Origin of the sequence: Methylophaga marina, assembly GCF_030296755.1 — a bacterium.
Lineage (GTDB): Bacteria > Pseudomonadota > Gammaproteobacteria > Nitrosococcales > Methylophagaceae > Methylophaga > Methylophaga marina.
Window position 1 is genome coordinate 1,230,172 of sequence record NZ_AP027741.1, and the last position, 19,139, is coordinate 1,249,310.

Below are 19,139 nucleotides of genomic sequence, written 5' to 3' on the forward strand. Positions count from 1 at the left end.
ACGTTCTAGAACAGTTTGACCATAAAAAAAGGCTTTCTGGATTCAGAAAGCCTTCGTTTTTTTATTGGAAAAAGAATGAATTAACGACCGACGTATTGAACAAGACGCATCATATTGCAAGTATAACCATATTCATTGTCATACCATGCAACCACTTTTACGAAGGTCTTGTCCAGTGCGATACCCGCACCCGCATCAAAGTTAGAAGGCGCAGTATGACCACGGAAGTCTGTTGATACTACGCTTTCATCTGTATAACCGAGTACATCTTTTAATTCAGCGTCTGAGGCTGCTTTCATCGCTGTGCAGATATCGTCGTAGCTTGCGTCTTTTTCCAGTTCAACCGTCAAATCCACAACAGAGACGTCTGACGTGGGCACACGGAAAGCCATACCCGTTAATTTGCCATTCAAATCAGGTAGAACTTTACCGACCGCTTTCGCAGCACCAGTTGATGATGGGATGATATTTTCTAAAATGCCACGACCACCACGCCAATCTTTCATTGATGGGCCATCGACTGTTTTTTGAGTCGCTGTCGCCGCGTGGACGGTGGTCATCAAGCCGCGCTTAATACCAAAGCTATCGTGTAATACTTTGGCAACAGGCGCTAGGGCATTGGTTGTACAGGATGCGGCAGACACAATTGACTGACCGTCATAATCTTTGTGATTAACCCCGAAAACAAACATCGGGGTGTGATCTTTTGATGGCGCAGACTGCACTACTTTTTTAGCACCCGCCTCAATATGTGCCTGACAACTTTCTTCAGTCAGGAAAAAACCTGTACATTCGATGATTAGATCAGCGCCGACTTCATCCCATTTTAAGTCTGCTGGGTTACGTTCGGCAGTAATGCGAATAGTTTTACCATTGACCACCAGGTTGCCGTCTCTGACTTCGACTTCACCATGGAAGCGACCATGTACAGAATCATATTTGAGCATGTAGGCCAGATACTCTGGATCTAACAAATCATTGATAGCGACCACTTCAATATCTGTAAAATCTTTGATGGCTGCACGAAACGCCATGCGACCAATACGGCCAAAACCGTTTATACCGACTCTAATCGTCATGCTTAGTCCCCTATCACTATATCCGTCTGTCTAAGAACTGAAATCTCAGTTTGAAATTTCACTTATTAGACTTTCGAGCTTTAGAGAGAGAAAACCAGTGAGCAGATGCCCACTGGTTCAATCTCTTTACTTCATTTCTAAACCAGTAATAATTACAGTACTGATTTAACTGTCTTAACGACATTTTCAACGGTGAAGCCGAAGTGTTTCATCAACACACCACCTGGCGCAGATTCACCAAATGTGTCGATACCAACAACACCACCTTCCAGGCCAACATACTTGCGCCAGAAGTCAGTCACACCCGCTTCAACAGATACACGTTTAACACCTGGTGTTAATACGCTGTCTTTGTAAGCTTGGTCTTGACGATCAAACACGTTAGTTGAAGGCATAGAAACAACGCGTGCTTTCACACCGTCAGCTTTCAGTTCTTCTTGTGCTTTAACCGCTAAGTCAACTTCAGAACCTGTCGCGATAATGATGACATCCGCTGCGCCGCCTTCTGCTTCAGACAGAACATAAGCACCTTTACGGATACCTTCAAAGTCAGCTGTGTCGTGTTTACGACCAGGAATACCTTGACGGCTTAATACTAAGCTTGAAGGACCATCTTTACGTTCAACCGCAGCAACCCAAGCAACAGCCACTTCAGTTTCATCAGAAGGACGCCATACATCCATGTTAGGAATGTAACGCAGACCTGCTGTGTTTTCGATTGGTTGGTGAGTAGGACCGTCTTCACCCTGACCGATAGAGTCATGAGTTAAAATAGCGATTGTGCGTTGTTTCATCAATGCCGCCATACGCAGTGCAGACTTAGCATAGTCAGAGAACATGTGGAACGTACCACCGTAAGGCAGTAAACCACCGTGCAGTGCCATACCATTCATGATGGCATACATACCAAACTCACGAACACCGTATGAAATGTAGTTACCTGACTCTTTACCAGAAACATGTTTGAAGCTTGAACAGCTTGTCAGATTAGAACCTGTTAAGTCAGCAGAACCACCGATAAATTCTGGTAATTCAGGTGCTAAAGCAGTGATAACGTTTTGTGATGCTTTACGTGAAGCAACGCTTTCTGCTTTATCGTTGAAATCAGCGATCATTTTATCTGTGAATTGTTTCCAGTCAGCGGGTAATTCACCTGCCATGCGGCGTTTAAATTCAGCAGCTAATTCTGGGTATTCAGCAGCATAAGCGTCGAATTTTTTGTTCCATTCAGCTTCCGCAGCATCACCTTTCGCTTTCGCATCCCAACCCGCATAAACGTCTTCAGGAATAACAAAAGGTTCGTAGTCCCAACCTAACTCTTTACGAGTTAATGCAACTTCTTCTTCACCTAATGCCGCACCATGACAATCATGGCTAGCAGATTTGTTTGGTGAACCGAAACCAATGATGGTTTTACAGCAAATCAATGACGGTTTGTCAGTCACTTTTTTCGCTGCTTCAATAGCTGCATTGATTGCATCAGAGTCGTGACCATCTACTGATTGAACGTGCCAGCCGTAAGCTTCGAAACGTTTAACAGTGTCATCTGTGTACCAGCCATCAATGTGACCGTCGATAGAGATGTTGTTGTCATCCCAGAATGCGATCAGATTACCCAGACCCCATGTACCAGCAAGAGCACATGCTTCATGAGAAACACCTTCCATTAAACAACCATCGCCCATGAAGACATAAGTGTGGTGGTTAACGATGTCATGACCTGGCTTGTTGAATTGATCAGCCATCAGTTTTTCAGCCATCGCAAAACCAACACCGTTGGTGATACCTTGACCTAATGGACCTGTTGTTGTTTCAACACCTGGTGCATAACCATACTCTGGGTGACCTGCACATTGTGAATGTAATTGACGGAATGTTTTGAGTGAATCCATTGGCAAGTCATAACCTGACAAATGCAACAATGAATAAATCAACATTGAACCGTGACCATTAGATAGGATGAAACGGTCACGATCAGCCCAATTTGGGTTATTTGGGTTGTGTTTTAAATGGTCATTCCATAACACTTCGGCAATATCTGCCATACCCATAGGCGCACCGGGGTGACCCGAGTTTGCCTTTTGTACTGCATCCATGCTGAGCGCACGGATTGCATTAGCTAAATGTCTACGTGTAGCCATTATCTACATTCTCCTATTAAAAAAATTAAGCTGCCCGCCATTTGATCGAGCAACCCATACTAGGTATTTGATTTTCTGGGCCGTGGCCTGTTTCTGCCACTTGTTTCATTGCTTCAAACAAATCTCGTCTGACATCAGATGCTGCGGCTTCTTTTCTACTGGCATCCAAACGACCGCGATATTGTAGTTGCAAATCACTGTTATAACCAAAAAAATCGGGTGTGCAGACTGCACCATAAGCCTGGGCAACCTGTTGTGTTTCGTCGTACAGATATGGAAATGAGAACGCTTGCTGTATCGCAAGCTGTTTCATATTGTCGAACGCGTCTTCAGGGTACTCGTTCACATCATTAGACATAATCGCGACAGAATTGATACCTAATGCTTTCAACTCATTCGTATCACGTACCAATCTATCTATTACCGCTTTTACATAAGGGCAATGGTTACAAATGAACATAACTAACAATCCATTTTCACCACGACAGTCTTCTAATGTCCAGATTTTACCGTCTGTTCCTGGCAGAGAAAAATCCACAGCAGGCAAACCAAATTCACAGACTGGTGTCTCTAAAGCCATAAACGCTCACTACAGTTATACTTTATGTCGTTTAAGATGAAAAACGACGCATGAAACTCTTTTGGAGTTCTGCATATTACCAGACAATTTACATAATGCGAAATGAAGCTGTCAGCGATTTTTAGCCTTGCCCTTTGCGATGATCTGTAAAAAAAGTAATGACTTAGATGAGGCACCGATGAAATTCCTCTCAGCCAATCGCAGCAGAAATAGAACAATTTCTGGCACTGCGCGGTTTCTTTGATCGCCTCAAGCTGAACATCGCATATTAAGGTGAACTGTTATCACTTCATGCCAACATCATGTTTTAATGTATTTATTGAATTACTACCTTTAATCAGGTTCATTTCCTAGCTGAGAATTTCATGGCTCAAAAAAAGCGCCCTCTAAAAAGCGTACCCGCTCAAAAAAATCACCACGTAGAAAAAAACAAACGGGGTTTATCAGCCGCTCAAGTTTGCTGAAAATTGCTTTTACTCTACTGGTTCTACTTGGATTATTAACCCTATTCCTTGATGTTCAGATTCGTAGTCAGTTTGAAGGCAAGCGCTGGGCTGTTCCTGCCAAGGTATATGCTCGCCCATTAGAGTTGTATGCTGGGGCTCCGCTCTCACTCTCCGACCTGAAAATTGAATTAAAAGGGTTAGGGTATCAATTTCGTTCAAAAGCCGCACAGCCTGGCCAGGCCGCCTTCTCCTCATCGAAGGCCATCATCGCCACTCGTGGCTTTCGTTTTAGCGATGGCATGGAGCCGGCAAGAAAACTCATTCTCGACTTTAATGCTGAAGGTGTAACACGCCTAAGAGATTATCAAGGTCAGGATGTGCCACTGGTTCGCCTTGAACCTGTTCTGATAGGAGGCATCTACCCACTTAATAATGAAGACCGGGATCTTATTCAGTTAAAAGATGCCCCTCCGATGTTGAGCGAAGCTTTAATCGCTATCGAAGACAGAGATTTTTACCAGCATCATGGCATCTCCCCCAAAGGCATAGCCCGAGCTATGGTTGCCAATATTAAGGCTGGTAGTTTTGTTCAGGGCGGTAGTACCCTGACTCAACAGCTTATTAAGAACTTCTATCTCACCTCTGACCGTAGTCTGGTTAGAAAGCTACTCGAAATTCCGATGGCTTTATTGTTAGAGCTGCACTACGACAAAGATGACATTTTGGAAGCCTATCTGAATGAAGTCTATCTGGGACAAGATGGCGCACGAGCCATTCATGGTTTTGGTTTGGGTGCACATTACTTTTTCGCACAACCGCTACAAGAGTTAAAACTGCATCAGTTAGCATTACTTGCCGGCCTAGTGAAGGGGCCTTCTTATTACGACCCAAGACGCCACCCTGAGCGGGCAAAGAATCGACGCAATCTGGTGCTAAAAGTGTTATATGAGCAAGATAAAATTACACAACAACAATATCAGCAAGCGAGAAACGCCAACCTTGATGTTGTCGAGAAAGGTACACTTTTAAAAGAAGCGTATCCAGCCTTTTTGGACTTAGTGAAAAGACAGTTACGTCGTGATTATCGTGATGAAGATCTGAACTCAGAAGGGCTACGGGTCTATACCAGCCTGGATCCGATCACTCAACGTCATGCTGAGTCATCTTTAAAATCCACCATTGCGAGTCTGCAACAACACCATGGCTCTAAATTAAAATCGCTACAGGGCAGTATGGTAGTGACAGACCCACAAACGGGTGAAGTCCTAGCGGTCATCGGTGACAAAAATACACGTTATAAAGGCTTTAATCGCGCATTGGACTCTGTACGCCCCATCGGCTCGTTGGTAAAACCTGCCGTGTATTTAACAGCCTTAGAACAAGGTAAAACACTGGCCAGTATGGTGGATGATTCAAGCTTCACTCTGACACTTCCCAATGGTCAAACATGGAAACCACAAAACTTCAGCAAACAATCCCATGAGGATGTTTTACTGATTGATGCCTTAGCCCACTCTTACAACATAGCTACCGTTCGCCTTGGAATGGAAGCAGGTTTGGATGAGGTCATTAATACGTTGAACCGATTAGGCATTAAACGTCAGCTCGATGCCTACCCCTCGCTCTTATTAGGTGCTCAGGGCTTATCTCCGCTTGAAGTCGCGACAATGTATCAAACCATTGCTGCCAATGGTTTTCAGACCCCTGCCCGAGCTATTCGCACGGTCACAGACAGTCAAGGTGAAGCGCTATCCAGCTATCCATTCCAACTGCGTCAGACTATCGATGCAGATGATGTTTATCTGATTCAAACAGCCATGCAAGAAGTCACTCACAGTGGCACGGCTGCCAGCATTTACTCCAGCTTACCCAGTCATATCAATACTGCCGGTAAGACGGGCACAACCGATGATCAACGAGATAGCTGGTTTGCGGGTTTCAGCAATAATCGTCTCGCCGTGGTATGGCTTGGTCAGGATGATAATTCCCCCTTACCATTCACCGGTTCAGGCGGAGCGTTGCGTGTCTGGAAAAACTTTATGAGGAGTCAGCCTCTGGAATCGTTTGAGGCACCATTGCCTGACGATATAAAATGGCTCTGGATAGACACACAAACGGGCTTTTTATCCGCTCAAGAATGTGAACATTCCCGACAACTGCCTTTCATCTCGGGAACAGAGCCTGTCGAGATGTCTGAATGTGTCACTCAGCCAGGACAGCAATCTAATCCGGTGACTCGGTCACTGGACTGGATTAAAGATTGGTTTCAATAAGGGTTAACAATGACAAATTCTGCTTTACGCTTTTTCATGACGGGTTTGATGTTAAGTATGCTTGCGGCATGTTCGACGACACCTTACCAGCCATCTCAACCACCCGTGGATGATCGAAGCAGCGAACCGACGCTGCCACAGCCGCCGGAAACACCTACTTACCCGCCAGTAGAGGATGTCACTCCTGAACAGCCAAGATCTGCTCAGCCAGCACCATCCCCCCAGGTACAAACACCGATAAAACAAAGTCCTGCTGTCGTGGCGTTACTGGATAAAGCGGAACAAGCGAGAGTAAGTGGTGACTTACGGGGCGCACAAAACAACTTGCAGCGTGCGCAACGTATAGCACCGCGGGATCCTAAAGTGTATTACTCACTCGCTCAGACACATATGAGTCTGGAAGATTATGACCTTGCAGAACAGGTCGCGCTTAAAGGTGTCTCCTTATCATCTGGTAATAATGTACTGCTTAAGCGTTTCTGGCAGTTACTGACCGAAATAAGACTCAGAGCAGGAGATGTCTCGGGTGCCGAAGTGGCGAAACTCAGAGCACAGAAATATTAAGCAGACTGGCTAAGTTGCTGATAAAGAGAAGGGTAGTCTGTCAACAGTTCGGTCATGCCCTCAATGTCAAAGACTTCCACTTTTTCTAGAAGCTGTTGCGCGTAATGAGCTAATGGCGTGAATGTTTCTTTCTCTGCGATTTGCTTCAGATCAGCAGCAAAACGTTTAATTTCACTCATATTGTTGCTTTCATTGACCATTTTCCAAATCGGCATTTTGCTCTCCATAAAGCTAAGGATCACTGGTAATACGGCCATTTCATGATCGGACAATGTCAGGCCGCGAGTCTCTTCAGATCCGTCAGGTATCGAAGCTTCATGTTCTAAAAATTCTGCCAGCTTGCTGTAAAGTTCAGACTTTTTGACCGGCTTACGGATATGGTCATCAAAATGCTCTGATTTAAGACGTTCGAAGTCATCTTTCATTACAGATGCTGTCAGGGCGATGATCGGGATATTGAATTCCGCTTTAATTTTCTCTGCCGCCTGATACCCATCCATCACAGGCATACGCAGATCCATCAGAATCAAATCAATACCTTGGGCTTTTACGGCTGCAACGGCCTCTTTACCATTTTCAGCTTCTACAATCTCTAGCGCAGAAGAGGAAAAGCTTTCCGTGACCAAACGACGGTTATCTTCAATATCATCCACCACAAGAATAGTTGCAGGTGAAAACACAGGCAGTGAAGATGCCGAGTACTGCTTCAAGCTTGAATCAGCCGCAATTGATGCGACGACAACGTTATTCAGATGCACCGTAAAAGTAGACCCCTTACCTACTTCACTTTTCACTGTGAGAGCTCCACCCATTAGTTTAATCAGACGACTACAAATGGATAAACCGAGACCCGTTCCGCCAAATTTTGCATTGTCCTGGCCAGGCGTTTGATGAAAGTCTTCAAATATTCGATCTAACTGATCCTCAGGTATGCCTAAACCAGTATCTTCAATATCAATTCGTAATTTTAGATGACTACCCACAGCGCTCTCGACACTTGCCCGCATCGTTATTCGACCTGACTGAGTAAATTTAACCGCATTTCCCAGTAAGTTGAGTAATACCTGACGCAGACGAACCACATCCAGCATCAGACTATGAGGAATGTCTGAATCGACTTCCAGAATCAGTTCAACACCTTTATTCCGTAATGGCACACTGAATATATGCGATAACTCTTCAAACAAGACATGTGGGTTGGTGGCAGCATATTGTATGTCGAGTTTTCCGGCTTCGATTTTGGATAAATCCAAAATGTCATTAATTAATAACATTAAATCATTGCCAGCCGACTGAATCGTTTTTACATAGGATTTCAACTTATTGTCTTTAACCTGCTCATAGAGCAACTCAGTAAAGCCAATAATGGCATTCATCGGCGTCCGGATTTCATGGCTCATATTGGCAAGAAACTCAGATTTTGTACGGTTAGCCACTTCCGCTTTTTCCTTCGCCTCGACGAGTTGAGCCTCCATCTCGATCCGATCCGTCATATCTACAGCGATACCTAATAACGCCTCCTGCCCCTGGTATTTGATGGGCATAATAGATACCATCATCGAGCGTTCTTCACCGTCCATTTTTTTGAATTCGACGATCTTTTGATCCACAAACCCTTGGGTTTTTATCTCATTAAGTACTTCTTCACGTTGTTTCGGGTTCGAATAAAAACTCAGAATATTAAACTGAGGTAATTCATCCAGCTGCATGTTGTAGTCTAATAATGCCTGAGGGTTAGCGGTGATGATCTGACCGTCAAAATGTGTCACGGCAATCTGTAAGGGCATATGATCAATCAAGGTTTTTGTTTGTGCTTCGGCAGCCTCACGTAAGCGGACTTGAGCGGCTAGTTTTCTATTCCAGAATAAAATCCAAGCCACCACAACTAAAAACAAGATCACAATTTTCAACATCAAACTGTAATCGACAATCGCCGCATATTTATCTTTCCCCCACTCATCAAGTATGCGTTGCTTATCTGCGAGTGAGATAGCATTAAAGGCCCGGTTAAAAAGGCTAACCATCGGTTGATAAGCCTCGCTAAAACCAAATGCCAATGAGGTTTTGAAGCCGGTTTCCCCTACTATGCGTATGTTGTTGATACTCATTTCGGCAATGTGATAACTGGCCTGAGCCAGTGTGGCTATTAATGCATCTACTTTTCCAGTAGACACGGCAGTCAAACCCTCTTGAATCGACATGACTTCAATAAAGTTGATATCTGGATACTGACTACGAATATTATCTACATAGCCATATTCATGAATCACGGCAATTTTTTTCTTTTTTATTGACGAGATATTTTCGACATAAACATTATCATCACGCATGACAATGACTATTGGACTGTTTAAATATGGCCTGGTAAAGGTCAGAAACTGACCCAGTGTTGAATCACTGGTTTCTGAAATCATATCGACCTTACCTGCTTTAATAAGCTCAATTGACTCTGCCCAAGTGGAAGTAGGCACGTACTCAATAGTGATGCCCAGTTTGTTTTCTATCAGTTGCAAATACTCAGCAACAATACCGATATAATTTCCATCTTTATCAAAGGCTTCATATGGTAACCAGTTAGGGTCACCGGTTAAGCGAATTGTTTTATGCTCGTTTAACCAGAATTGTTCACTCGGTGACAAAATAATATTCTTCGATACGGCCTCATCGGTAATATTTCGTTTAAACCATTTATCATCGATACTACGTTTCTGTACTGCTGATATCGCAAGTAAAGCTTTATCAATAATGGATGACAACATCGGCTCTGATTTTTGCGTAGCCATGTAGAGATTCTCACTCCCTAAATAGCGTGTCGACTGTAATGGTTCGATATTCAAAATAGCTTTGTTATCAAGTTTGTAGCTCAAAACAGCATAAGTGTCGTATAACAGTTCGGCGTCGCCATTCACAACTAAGTGAATAGCCTCATCTGATGAGCCGGTTTCAATGATATTAAGTTTGGGGAAATAGCGTTTGATCGTACTAATCCTGGAGTCATCTTTTGGTAAAGCCACTCGCAATCCATCCAGCGAGTTTTTATTGTCGAGTTTAATGTCATTACGAATAAAAAAATATTCAACAGCCTCATGATACGGACTGGAGAATGTCATATAAGCCATTTTTTCCTGCGTCATAAATACTGCAGGTAATAAATCAATCTCTCCATCAACAAACTGTTTTAGATGATCACGCCAAGAGCCTTCCGTTTCATAGGTAAATTTTAAGCCTGTTAATGAAGAAACGATGTTGAGATAGTCCCTGGCAATACCGATATATTGGTTATTCTCATTCACAAAATCATAAGGTGGCCATTCACTTCCGGCCCCCACAATAATTTCAGGATGGGTGTCTATCCAGGCAATTTCTTCTTTCGTTAATAGCACAGGTGATTGGTACTGAGCTCGGACTGTTTCCGCGGCGGATTGGACAGTTGGACTATAGAAGATGAGGATTGAATTCAGTAACAGAATGAACGTTGTGATTAATGTCATTCTTGTGGTTACTAAAGGATAATTCATCTTATAAGCATCTATTTAACAATGTCAGCAAACTGATCGAGGTGGCTTATCATCAAGTCGACTAACTCAGGATCAAAGTGATAACCGCGCTGTTCCTGGATGAAAGCAACCGCATCATCAACTGTCCAAGCTGTTTTATAGCAACGTTGATGAGTCAAGGCATCAAATACATCCGCCAGAGCAACAATTCGCCCATAGATGTGTATGTCAGATCCTTTTAAACCACGGGGATAACCGCTCCCATCCCATTTTTCATGATGCTGATAGGCAATAATCGCGGCTGATTTAATTAATTTTCGTTTGGAACCTGATAATAATTTATACGCGTTTGTCGTATGCGATTTCATCACCTCAAATTCTTCTGGCGTATATTTTCCTGGCTTGTGAAGAATCTCATGAGGGACTGTCATCTTGCCGATATCATGCATGGGTGAGGCATGGTAAAGAGTATCGGCATCAGTATCGTTTAATGTGGGATGCAGTTTGGCCAAGAGTGCAGAAATCTCAGCCACTCGCCTAATGTGTTTACCTGTTTCATCTGATGTGGATTCCATCAATTCAGTTAGAAACCAGATGAGTTCTTTTTGGCTATTTTCTAACTCAGATAATAAGCGCGCCTGTGCAAAACGGGATTTTGTTTCCAGATCAATATTTTGCTGCTCAAGCCATTTTTTTGTCTGATATAACTGGACATGCGTTCTAACACGAGCAAGGAGTTCGGCGGCATGAAAAGGCTTGGTCACATAATCGACCCCACCGACTTTAAAAGCTCTGGCTATAGAATCCACATCCGCTTTTGCGGTGAGAAAAATTATTGGAATGTCTTTGAGTTGAGTTTGGCTTTTTATACGCTGACAGGTTTCATAGCCATCTAAGCCAGGCATCATGATGTCGAGCAGAATCAGATCAAACGCAGCATCATCGTTTTGCAGAATTGACAGTGCTTTTTCACCACTATTGGCAAAGGAAAACTCATAGCTGTCTTCCCTCAGTAAGCTCATAGCGACCTGAATATTGTCAGGGACGTCGTCAACTATAAGAATCTGAGCATGTGGTGCCATCAATCCAACCTATTAAAAAGTTGGTTCGATTATATAAGCAAGTTGAAAGAAAAGTACAATACCCTGCATCAAGCAGGGTATTAGAAAATAAATTCAGCTACTACATCGGGCAAGTGACAGCAGCATGAATAAGTGATGTTATGACAAGCCCAAGACATCCTGCATATCAAACAAACCATTTTGTTTTTGCATTAACCAGCTTGATGCCCGCATGGCACCGAAAGCAAACGTCATACGACTTGAGGCTTTGTGAGTGATTTCAACCCGCTCACCTTCTGCCGCAAACATAACGGTGTGATCACCAACAATATCGCCAGCACGTACTGTCGCAAAACCGATGGTATCTCTGTCACGCTCACCTGTGCGGCCTTCACGACCATATACCGCACATGTTTTCAAATCACGGCCTAAGGCATCAGCCACCACTTCGCCCATACGCAATGCCGTTCCAGACGGTGCATCTACCTTATGGCGATGGTGGGCTTCCACTATTTCGATATCAACGTCATCCCCCAATACCCGGGCAGCCATATCTAATAGTTTTAATGATAAGTTCACCCCAACACTCATATTCGGCGCCAGGATAGTGGCAACTTGTTTAGCCGCATCGTCGATGGCTTGTTTTTGGTCTGCATCAAACCCCGTTGTGCCGATAACAGGTCGACATTGATTAGCCACACAAAACGGCAATAAAGCCATGGTCACTTCGGGCAAAGTGAAATCAATAATGATGTCGGAGTCTTTTGTGGCCTGCTCAATATCCGAGCTAATCGCAATACCTAACTTGCCAACGCCTGCGACTTCACCTGCATCGGCCCCAATTAATGATGAATCGGCACGATCGATCGCTGCACTGAGTGCTAAGCCCTCAGTCTGCTCTACAGCCTGAATCAGACAACGCCCCATTCTGCCGGCAGCGCCATTTATCGCAATCTTAGTTGCCATATTTATTCCTTTTTCATTTCACCTAGTGATGACAGCGCATCATCTTATTCAAAAAAACGTTTTACCGCATCCAACCAGGAGCTGTGTTTCGGGTTATGCTTTTCACCACCGCCTTGCAGATCGCCCTCAAACTCTTGCAGTAACTCTTTTTGTTTCTTTGATAATTTCACCGGTGTTTCGATGATAACACGACATAAAAGATCACCGGTTGCGCCGCCACGAACTGACTGCACACCTTTACCTTTAAGTCGGAATTGTTGTCCGGTTTGTGTGCCCTCTGGGATCTTAAGATTAGCCTTACCTTCCAGCGTGGGTACTTCCACTTCACCACCCAACGCAGCAGTGACAAAACTTAAAGGTACATCGCAGAATAAATTCGTGCCATCACGGGTAAACACGTCATGACGATTTACCGATACTTCCACGTAAAGATCACCAGCAGGTGCACCATGGGTGCCCGCTTCACCTTCACCTGAGAGTCGAATTCGGTCGCCGGTATCAACACCAGCAGGCACTTTGACCTGTAAGGTTTTCTCTTCTTGAACCAGCCCTTCACCATGACAATCCGGACAAGGCTCTTTGATCATCTTACCGGTACCACGACAATGTGGGCAGGTTTGCTGCATGGTAAAGAAACCTTGCTGAATTCGAACCTGACCATGCCCACCACAGGTAGTACACGTGACGGGTTGTGTCCCTTTCTTCGCACCAGAACCATCACAGGTGTTACATTCAACATTGACTGGTATGCGAATAGTCGCCGTGGTTCCCGCCACAGCATCTTCCAATGACAAATCAAGTCGATATCTTAAATCAGCACCACGATAGGCTTGTTGCCGGCCGCCACCTCCACCGCCAAAGATATCATTGAATACATCACCAAAAATATCGCTGAAGCCGCCACTGCTTCTAAAGCCTCCGCCCATGGATTGGTCGACACCTTCATGACCAAACTGGTCGTAAGCAGCACGCTTCTGGCTGTCAGAGAGAATTTCGTAGGCTTCTTTGGCTTCCTTAAACTTGGACTCAGCTTCAGCATCATCAGGATTTCTGTCCGGATGATATTTCATCGCCATGCGACGGTAGGCTTTTTTAATTTCAGCTTCAGTCGCCGTGCGTGATAATTCTAAAACTTCGTAATAGTCTTTTTTGGCCATTATTCTTTTTCCCAACTACCTAAAACGACAAAACAGGCGCCGGAGATTCCTGACGCCTGTTTGCCATGCTCAACATAATCTTGTTAAAGATTATTTTTTCTTGTCGTCGTCGACTTCTTCAAACTCTGCGTCGACAACATCATCACCGGCTTTCGCATCATCAGCTTGACCCTCATCAGCAGCACCAGCTTCCGCGTTTTCAGCATAAGCACGCTCTGCCAGTTTGCCAGCGACTTCACTTAAAGCGGTTGTTTTCGCTTCAATGTCGTCTTTGTCTTCGCCTTTGATGGCTTCTTGTAAAGCGGCAATCGCTGATTCGATTTTTTCTTTTTCGTCAGCCTCAACTTTATCACCTAAATCTTTAAGTGATTTTTCTGTGCCGTGAATCAATGCATCAGCTTGGTTACGTACAGTGACAAGCTCATGGAATTTACGATCTTCATCCGCATGCGCTTCTGCATCTTTCACCATTTTCTCAACTTCTTCATCTGATAAACCACTAGAGGCTTTAATCACGATAGATTGTTTTTTGCCTGTGGCTTTATCCGCTGCTGATACGTTAAGAATACCGTTAGCATCAATATCAAATGTCACTTCGATTTGTGGTGTACCACGTGGTGCTGGAGGAATGTCCGCCAGGTCAAAACGGCCCAGTGATTTATTCGCTGATGCCATTTCACGCTCACCTTGAAGCACATGAATGGTCACTGCAGGCTGATTGTCTTCTGCCGTTGAGAACACTTGATTCGCTTTAGTAGGAATCGTGGTGTTTTTCTCAACCAGTTTGGTCATCACGCCACCCATGGTTTCGATACCCAGGCTCAGTGGTGTAACGTCAAGTAATAATACGTCTTTGACATCACCAGAAAGTACAGCCGCTTGGATAGCCGCACCCACTGCTACCGCTTCATCAGGATTCACATCACGGCGCGGCTCCTTACCGAACATGTCTTTAACCGCTTCCTGTACTTTAGGCATACGGGTTTGACCACCGACCAAAATCACATCGCTGATTTCAGACGTTGATAAGCCAGCATCTTTCAGTGCCATTTTACATGGCTCCATGCTGCGTGAAATCAGGTCTTCAACCAGTGATTCCAGCTTGGCACGGGTTAAACGCATTTCCATGTGTTTAGGACCTGATGCATCAGCAGTGATGTAAGGCAGGTTGATATCTGTTTGTTGGCTTGAAGATAACTCGATCTTCGCTTTTTCAGCCGCATCTTTCAGACGTTGCAGAGCCAGTGGATCTTTTGCCAGATCAACACCTTGGTCTTTTTTGAACTCTGCAACTAAATAATCAATGATGCGTTGGTCAAAGTCTTCACCACCCAAGAATGTATCACCATTAGTCGCTAATACTTCAAACTGGTGTTCGCCTTCAATATCCGCTATCTCGATGATTGATACGTCGAATGTACCACCACCTAAGTCATAGACAACCACGGTAGAGTCACCGCGTTTTTTATCCATACCGTAAGCCAAGGCTGCAGCGGTTGGTTCGTTGATGATACGTTTCACTTCAAGACCGGCAATTTTACCTGCGTCTTTGGTCGCCTGACGTTGTGAGTCGTTAAAATAGGCAGGTACAGTGACAACAGCTTCAGTCACTTCTTCACCTAAAAACTCTTCAGCTGTTTTCTTCATTTTCATCAAAACACGAGCTGAAATTTCAGGTGGCGCCATTTTTTTGTCATTCACAGAAACCCAGGCATCGCCATTGTCTGCTTCAACAATTTTGTATGGCACCATGTCGATATCACGCTGAACGACATCTTCTTTAAATTTACGGCCGATCAGACGCTTAATACCGTAAAGTGTGTTGTTAGGGTTAGTAACTGCTTGACGCTTCGCAGACTGACCTACCAATACTTCATCATCTTTTGTGAAAGCGATGATTGATGGCGTAGTGCGATCGCCTTCGCTGTTTTCGATAACGCGCGCTTTACCATCTTCCATCACTGCGACACAGGAATTTGTTGTTCCTAAGTCAATACCAATAATTTTTCCCATTTTTATACTCCATCAATCTTATTCTTGCTGACTATTTATGCAGCCTTCGGGTATGTAATTGGGGGGCAAAATTTAAATTTCAAGCCCCGAACCTATTTTTATTGAGAGACCACAACCATTGCAGGTCGAAGTAAACGGCCGTTAAAGCTATAACCTTTCTGCATCACGCTAATGACATGGTTGGCTTCAATGCCATCGGCGGGTTGCATAGACACAGCCTGGTGTAATTCAGGGTCAAACGGTTGGCCCACGGGATCAACCTGTTCCAAACCAAGCTTGCCAATATTGTCGAGTAACATTTTCATCGTCATACTCATGCCATCACGTACAGCCTCTAAAGTAGCTGATTCTGACTTGGCGGCATTCAGGCCAAGCTCAAGGCTGTCACAAATAGGTAAAAGCTCATTCACAAACTTATCTAGAGCATGTTTGTGGGCGTTTTCCAGGTCTCGTGCATGACGACGACGAACGTTTTCCAGATCAGCGCGAGCCAATAACACTTGATTCCAGTTTTCTTCGGCTTGTTGTTGTGCTTCTTCCAGTAACTGTTCAGTCGTTTTTTCAGTTTCTGCTGATGCCTCAGTATCAGCTTGCTCATTTGCTTCTACATCTGGCTTTTCGATTTCTTCGTTGCTCATGATTGAATCATTCCGGTTTGCTAATCACAGACCGTCAATCTGGGGGTGAAAATTTTGATTTCAAGGAAAACTTTGGAATTTATTGATTTTTTGTGATTCTACTTGTATTCAAAGCGTTATCTGATTATTAGAGCTTCAAAGTTTCGGGCTAAGCCCGAGTTCATTTATTCTGCTTGTCCAAATATAAACGCACGCCTCAATGACAACGTATAAAAAAACAAACCATCATCAATACACAGAGATTTATCTTCAGAGTTATCAGTCATTAGTTTCGCCTTGATGGCGAGTCAGGGAAATGCTTGCCCATTTCCCTAACAACCCTAGGGCACCCCACCGTGCTGGCCTGCGGCTCCACTCGTCATAACATTGATTCAGGCGGTCGGCTAAAACTCGCTACGCTCACAAATTTGTCTGGAACAAATTTGGACGCCGGAGGCGCCCAAAGGGGAGTGGCATGGATGCCACGAATCAAACACTAGCCTCCCTCAGACCTGAATAAATGTCACTCCTCGCCAGCACAAATGGGGAAAGAGAGAATTTTTTCTTCCCGTCTATTGCCGCTAAAAATTGGCTTCATTTTATGGGTTAAGTGGACACGTGTTTGAGCGTAGCGAGTTGGTGTCCACGCCATAAAATGCAGTGAATTTTTAGCGACGAGGCAATATCGGGGGCCCTTTTGTTTGGTTCGTTTATTTTGGGCAAGCAAAATAAATGAACGCCCCGCGGCAGCTTCGATACTTTAATTCAACGAGCGTGTTGGGTTTCGTTCCTCAACCCAACCTACAACCCTAAAAGTCTTAAAGACTATGATTCTCTCAACCAAACACACTCCCCACCACTACTTTTCTGCACTTTCTCTAGCATTGCTTCATGCGCAGCAAGTTCTTCTTCAGAGGCACGGATAACTCTGAGTTTTCTTGGCGGAACGGCTGTAAGCATTTCTTCTGTCTCATTCTCTGATGATGTTTTGGGCTCCACTTCCTCAGCCGCCAACAGCATGGCAACCTGCCCACCGGTCATGGCCAAATAAACGTCTGCTAAGATCTCAGCATCCAGTAAGGCTCCGTGTAACTCACGGTTTGAGTTATCCACGTCATAACGTTTACATAGGGCGTCGAGATTATTTTTCTGGCCTGGATATTTGTCTCTGGCCATTTTTAAGGTGTCTAATACACTGCACAAGGTATTGACCCTGCGCTTTTCACCTTTGAGCTTTTTCAGTTCGTGATCAATAAAGCCAACATCGAACGGGGCGTTATGAATGATGAGTTCAGCGCCATCAATGAATTGTAAGAAGTCTTCAGCAACATCTTCAAAACTGGGTTTGTCGGCTAAAAATTCATTGGTAATGCCGTGGACTTCAATTGCACCGGCATCAATTTCACGATGTGGATTGATATATTGGTGAAATGTTTGCCCTGTCAGGCGACGATTCACCATTTCCACACAGCCAATCTCAATAATCCGATGATCTTCAGCAGTGCTGATACCGGTAGTTTCGGTATCCAGAATCACTTGTCGTTTAACAACATTTTCTGTCATGACGTCCTCTTATTTCTTGGCGGCTATGTGTTCTCTGGCGGCAACAGCTAATTGATCCGCACGCTCGTTTTCAATATGTCCCTGATGGCCTCGGACCCATTCCCATTTTACCTGATGAGGGGCTACGGCCTTGTCGAGTCGTTGCCACAGTTCGACATTCTTCACCGGTTTCTTTGCTGCTGTCTTCCAGTTTTTGGCTTTCCAACCCGCTAGCCATTCCGTCATGCCTTTAATGACATATTGTGAATCCGTGGTGATGGTGACCTGACATGGACGCTTTAACGCTTCAAGACCAGCGATGACGGCCATCATTTCCATCTGATTATTGGTGGTGTTTTTTTCAGCACCGGATAGCTCTTTTTCCTGCCCCTTTGCACGTAATATGACGCCCCAGCCACCCGGGCCAGGATTGCCACTGCAGGCACCATCTGTAAATAACTCAACGTGGTCCATCGGTTCCTTCTCTTGTTATCGGTTTGTTCACTAAACCGGCTGACGGAAATAAGTTCGGTTGACGCCAGCGTTGTTTAAGCGGATTGAGCGGGATGGTTCTCTTGCATGCCACCACTATCGTCACACCACCAAAACACGGCCATAGTCGTTTGCCCCATCGTTCCAAAAAACGACATCTGTTTAGCCAACTGGTCCGACTGAAAGGAGGCCTGAACATCACCTTATGATGTTCGACCACCTCAAAATTTAATAATGCTAACCAATCCCGAATTCGGGTTTGAGTAAAAAAATGACCATGCCACGGCGCATTATCCTGCCAGGAAAATAATCGTCTCAGCCCCCATAAGCTCCAAGGGCTGAAGCTGCATAATATTAATTTCCCATCGGCAGCCAACACGCGCTCAGTTTCTCGTAGCACTTGATGCGGGTCATGTGCATATTCCAATACATGCAAAAGCAATAAATTATCTATACTGTGTGACTTAAGCGGCAAAGACTCAGCACTGGCATTTAAGTCTCCTGAAGGACCCACAATGCTGGTTTTGATAATACGGTTTGAAGGTGGAAATAAAGAATAATGTCCACCTAATTGCACATAAAAATAACCCACCAGCGGGTGATTAAGTGAAGTCAAAACCGCCTGTTCCTGCTGTATGACCAACTCACCCAGTGGACTATGCCACCATTGATTCAATCGCCGTTGTTTGTTCTCATTCATAGTCTGAGCCC

At 44.5% G+C, this 19,139-nt stretch carries 14 protein-coding genes; 2 read left to right on the forward strand and 12 right to left on the reverse strand.

The genetic code is table 11. From position 1 onward, the window contains the following. Positions 1-80: 80 nt before the first annotated feature. The 3 genes from gap to QUE24_RS06325 all read right to left on the reverse strand — a co-directional run bounded on the left by gap (position 81) and on the right by QUE24_RS06325 (position 3,800). Positions 81-1,079, reverse strand: coding sequence for a type I glyceraldehyde-3-phosphate dehydrogenase (gene gap / locus QUE24_RS06315; protein ID WP_286305762.1), 999 nt, complete (start codon positions 1,077-1,079; stop codon positions 81-83). Between the two features lie 152 nt (positions 1,080-1,231). Further along, on the reverse strand, positions 1,232-3,220 hold the full coding sequence (gene tkt, locus QUE24_RS06320; protein WP_286305763.1) for a transketolase: 1,989 nt from the start codon (positions 3,218-3,220) through the stop codon (positions 1,232-1,234). Between the two features lie 25 nt (positions 3,221-3,245). Then, on the reverse strand, positions 3,246-3,800 hold the full coding sequence (locus QUE24_RS06325) for a thioredoxin family protein (protein WP_286305764.1): 555 nt from the start codon (positions 3,798-3,800) through the stop codon (positions 3,246-3,248). Positions 3,801-4,257: 457 nt separating this feature from the next. Here QUE24_RS06325 and mrcB point away from each other — a divergent pair, with 457 nt between their 5' ends. Then, complete coding sequence (mrcB, locus tag QUE24_RS06330; RefSeq protein ID WP_286305765.1) at positions 4,258-6,519, forward strand: penicillin-binding protein 1B; 2,262 nt, start codon at positions 4,258-4,260, stop codon at positions 6,517-6,519. A gap of 9 nt (positions 6,520-6,528) precedes the next feature. Next, positions 6,529-7,083 (forward strand): hypothetical protein, encoded by a 555-nt coding sequence (locus QUE24_RS06335; RefSeq protein ID WP_286305766.1) that lies wholly within the window; start codon positions 6,529-6,531, stop codon positions 7,081-7,083. On the opposite strand, the gene QUE24_RS06340 is transcribed toward QUE24_RS06335, so the two are convergent. From QUE24_RS06340 to QUE24_RS06380, 9 genes are all read right to left on the reverse strand, one after another. Continuing rightward, positions 7,080-10,574 (reverse strand): transporter substrate-binding domain-containing protein, encoded by a 3,495-nt coding sequence (locus QUE24_RS06340; protein WP_286305767.1) that lies wholly within the window; start codon positions 10,572-10,574, stop codon positions 7,080-7,082. The genes QUE24_RS06335 and QUE24_RS06340 overlap by 4 nt on opposite strands. Positions 10,575-10,612: 38 nt before the next feature. Next, positions 10,613-11,662: an HD domain-containing phosphohydrolase gene (locus tag QUE24_RS06345; RefSeq protein ID WP_286305768.1), complete on the reverse strand. Its 1,050-nt coding sequence runs from the start codon at positions 11,660-11,662 to the stop codon at positions 10,613-10,615. Between the two features lie 138 nt (positions 11,663-11,800). Beyond that, positions 11,801-12,607: a 4-hydroxy-tetrahydrodipicolinate reductase gene (gene dapB / locus QUE24_RS06350; protein WP_286305769.1), complete on the reverse strand. Its 807-nt coding sequence runs from the start codon at positions 12,605-12,607 to the stop codon at positions 11,801-11,803. Between the two features lie 44 nt (positions 12,608-12,651). Next, complete coding sequence (gene dnaJ / locus QUE24_RS06355; protein WP_286305770.1) at positions 12,652-13,764, reverse strand: molecular chaperone DnaJ; 1,113 nt, start codon at positions 13,762-13,764, stop codon at positions 12,652-12,654. A gap of 90 nt (positions 13,765-13,854) precedes the next feature. After that, positions 13,855-15,777: a molecular chaperone DnaK gene (gene dnaK / locus QUE24_RS06360; protein WP_286305771.1), complete on the reverse strand. Its 1,923-nt coding sequence runs from the start codon at positions 15,775-15,777 to the stop codon at positions 13,855-13,857. Between the two features lie 98 nt (positions 15,778-15,875). Then, a complete protein-coding gene (gene grpE / locus QUE24_RS06365; protein ID WP_286305772.1) occupies positions 15,876-16,415 on the reverse strand; it encodes a nucleotide exchange factor GrpE in 540 nt (179 codons plus the stop codon). An 804-nt stretch (positions 16,416-17,219) separates the two neighbouring features. Further along, positions 17,220-17,957 carry a DNA polymerase III subunit epsilon gene (gene dnaQ, locus QUE24_RS06370; RefSeq protein ID WP_286305773.1) on the reverse strand — a complete coding sequence of 246 codons (738 nt, stop codon included), beginning with the start codon at positions 17,955-17,957 and terminating at the stop codon, positions 17,220-17,222. 9 nt (positions 17,958-17,966) lie between these two features. Next, positions 17,967-18,410: a ribonuclease HI gene (gene rnhA / locus QUE24_RS06375; RefSeq protein WP_286305774.1), complete on the reverse strand. Its 444-nt coding sequence runs from the start codon at positions 18,408-18,410 to the stop codon at positions 17,967-17,969. After that, positions 18,397-19,128 carry a class I SAM-dependent methyltransferase gene (locus QUE24_RS06380; RefSeq protein WP_286305775.1) on the reverse strand — a complete coding sequence of 244 codons (732 nt, stop codon included), beginning with the start codon at positions 19,126-19,128 and terminating at the stop codon, positions 18,397-18,399. The genes rnhA and QUE24_RS06380 overlap by 14 nt, the downstream gene beginning before the upstream one ends. Positions 19,129-19,139: the final 11 nt, after the last annotated feature.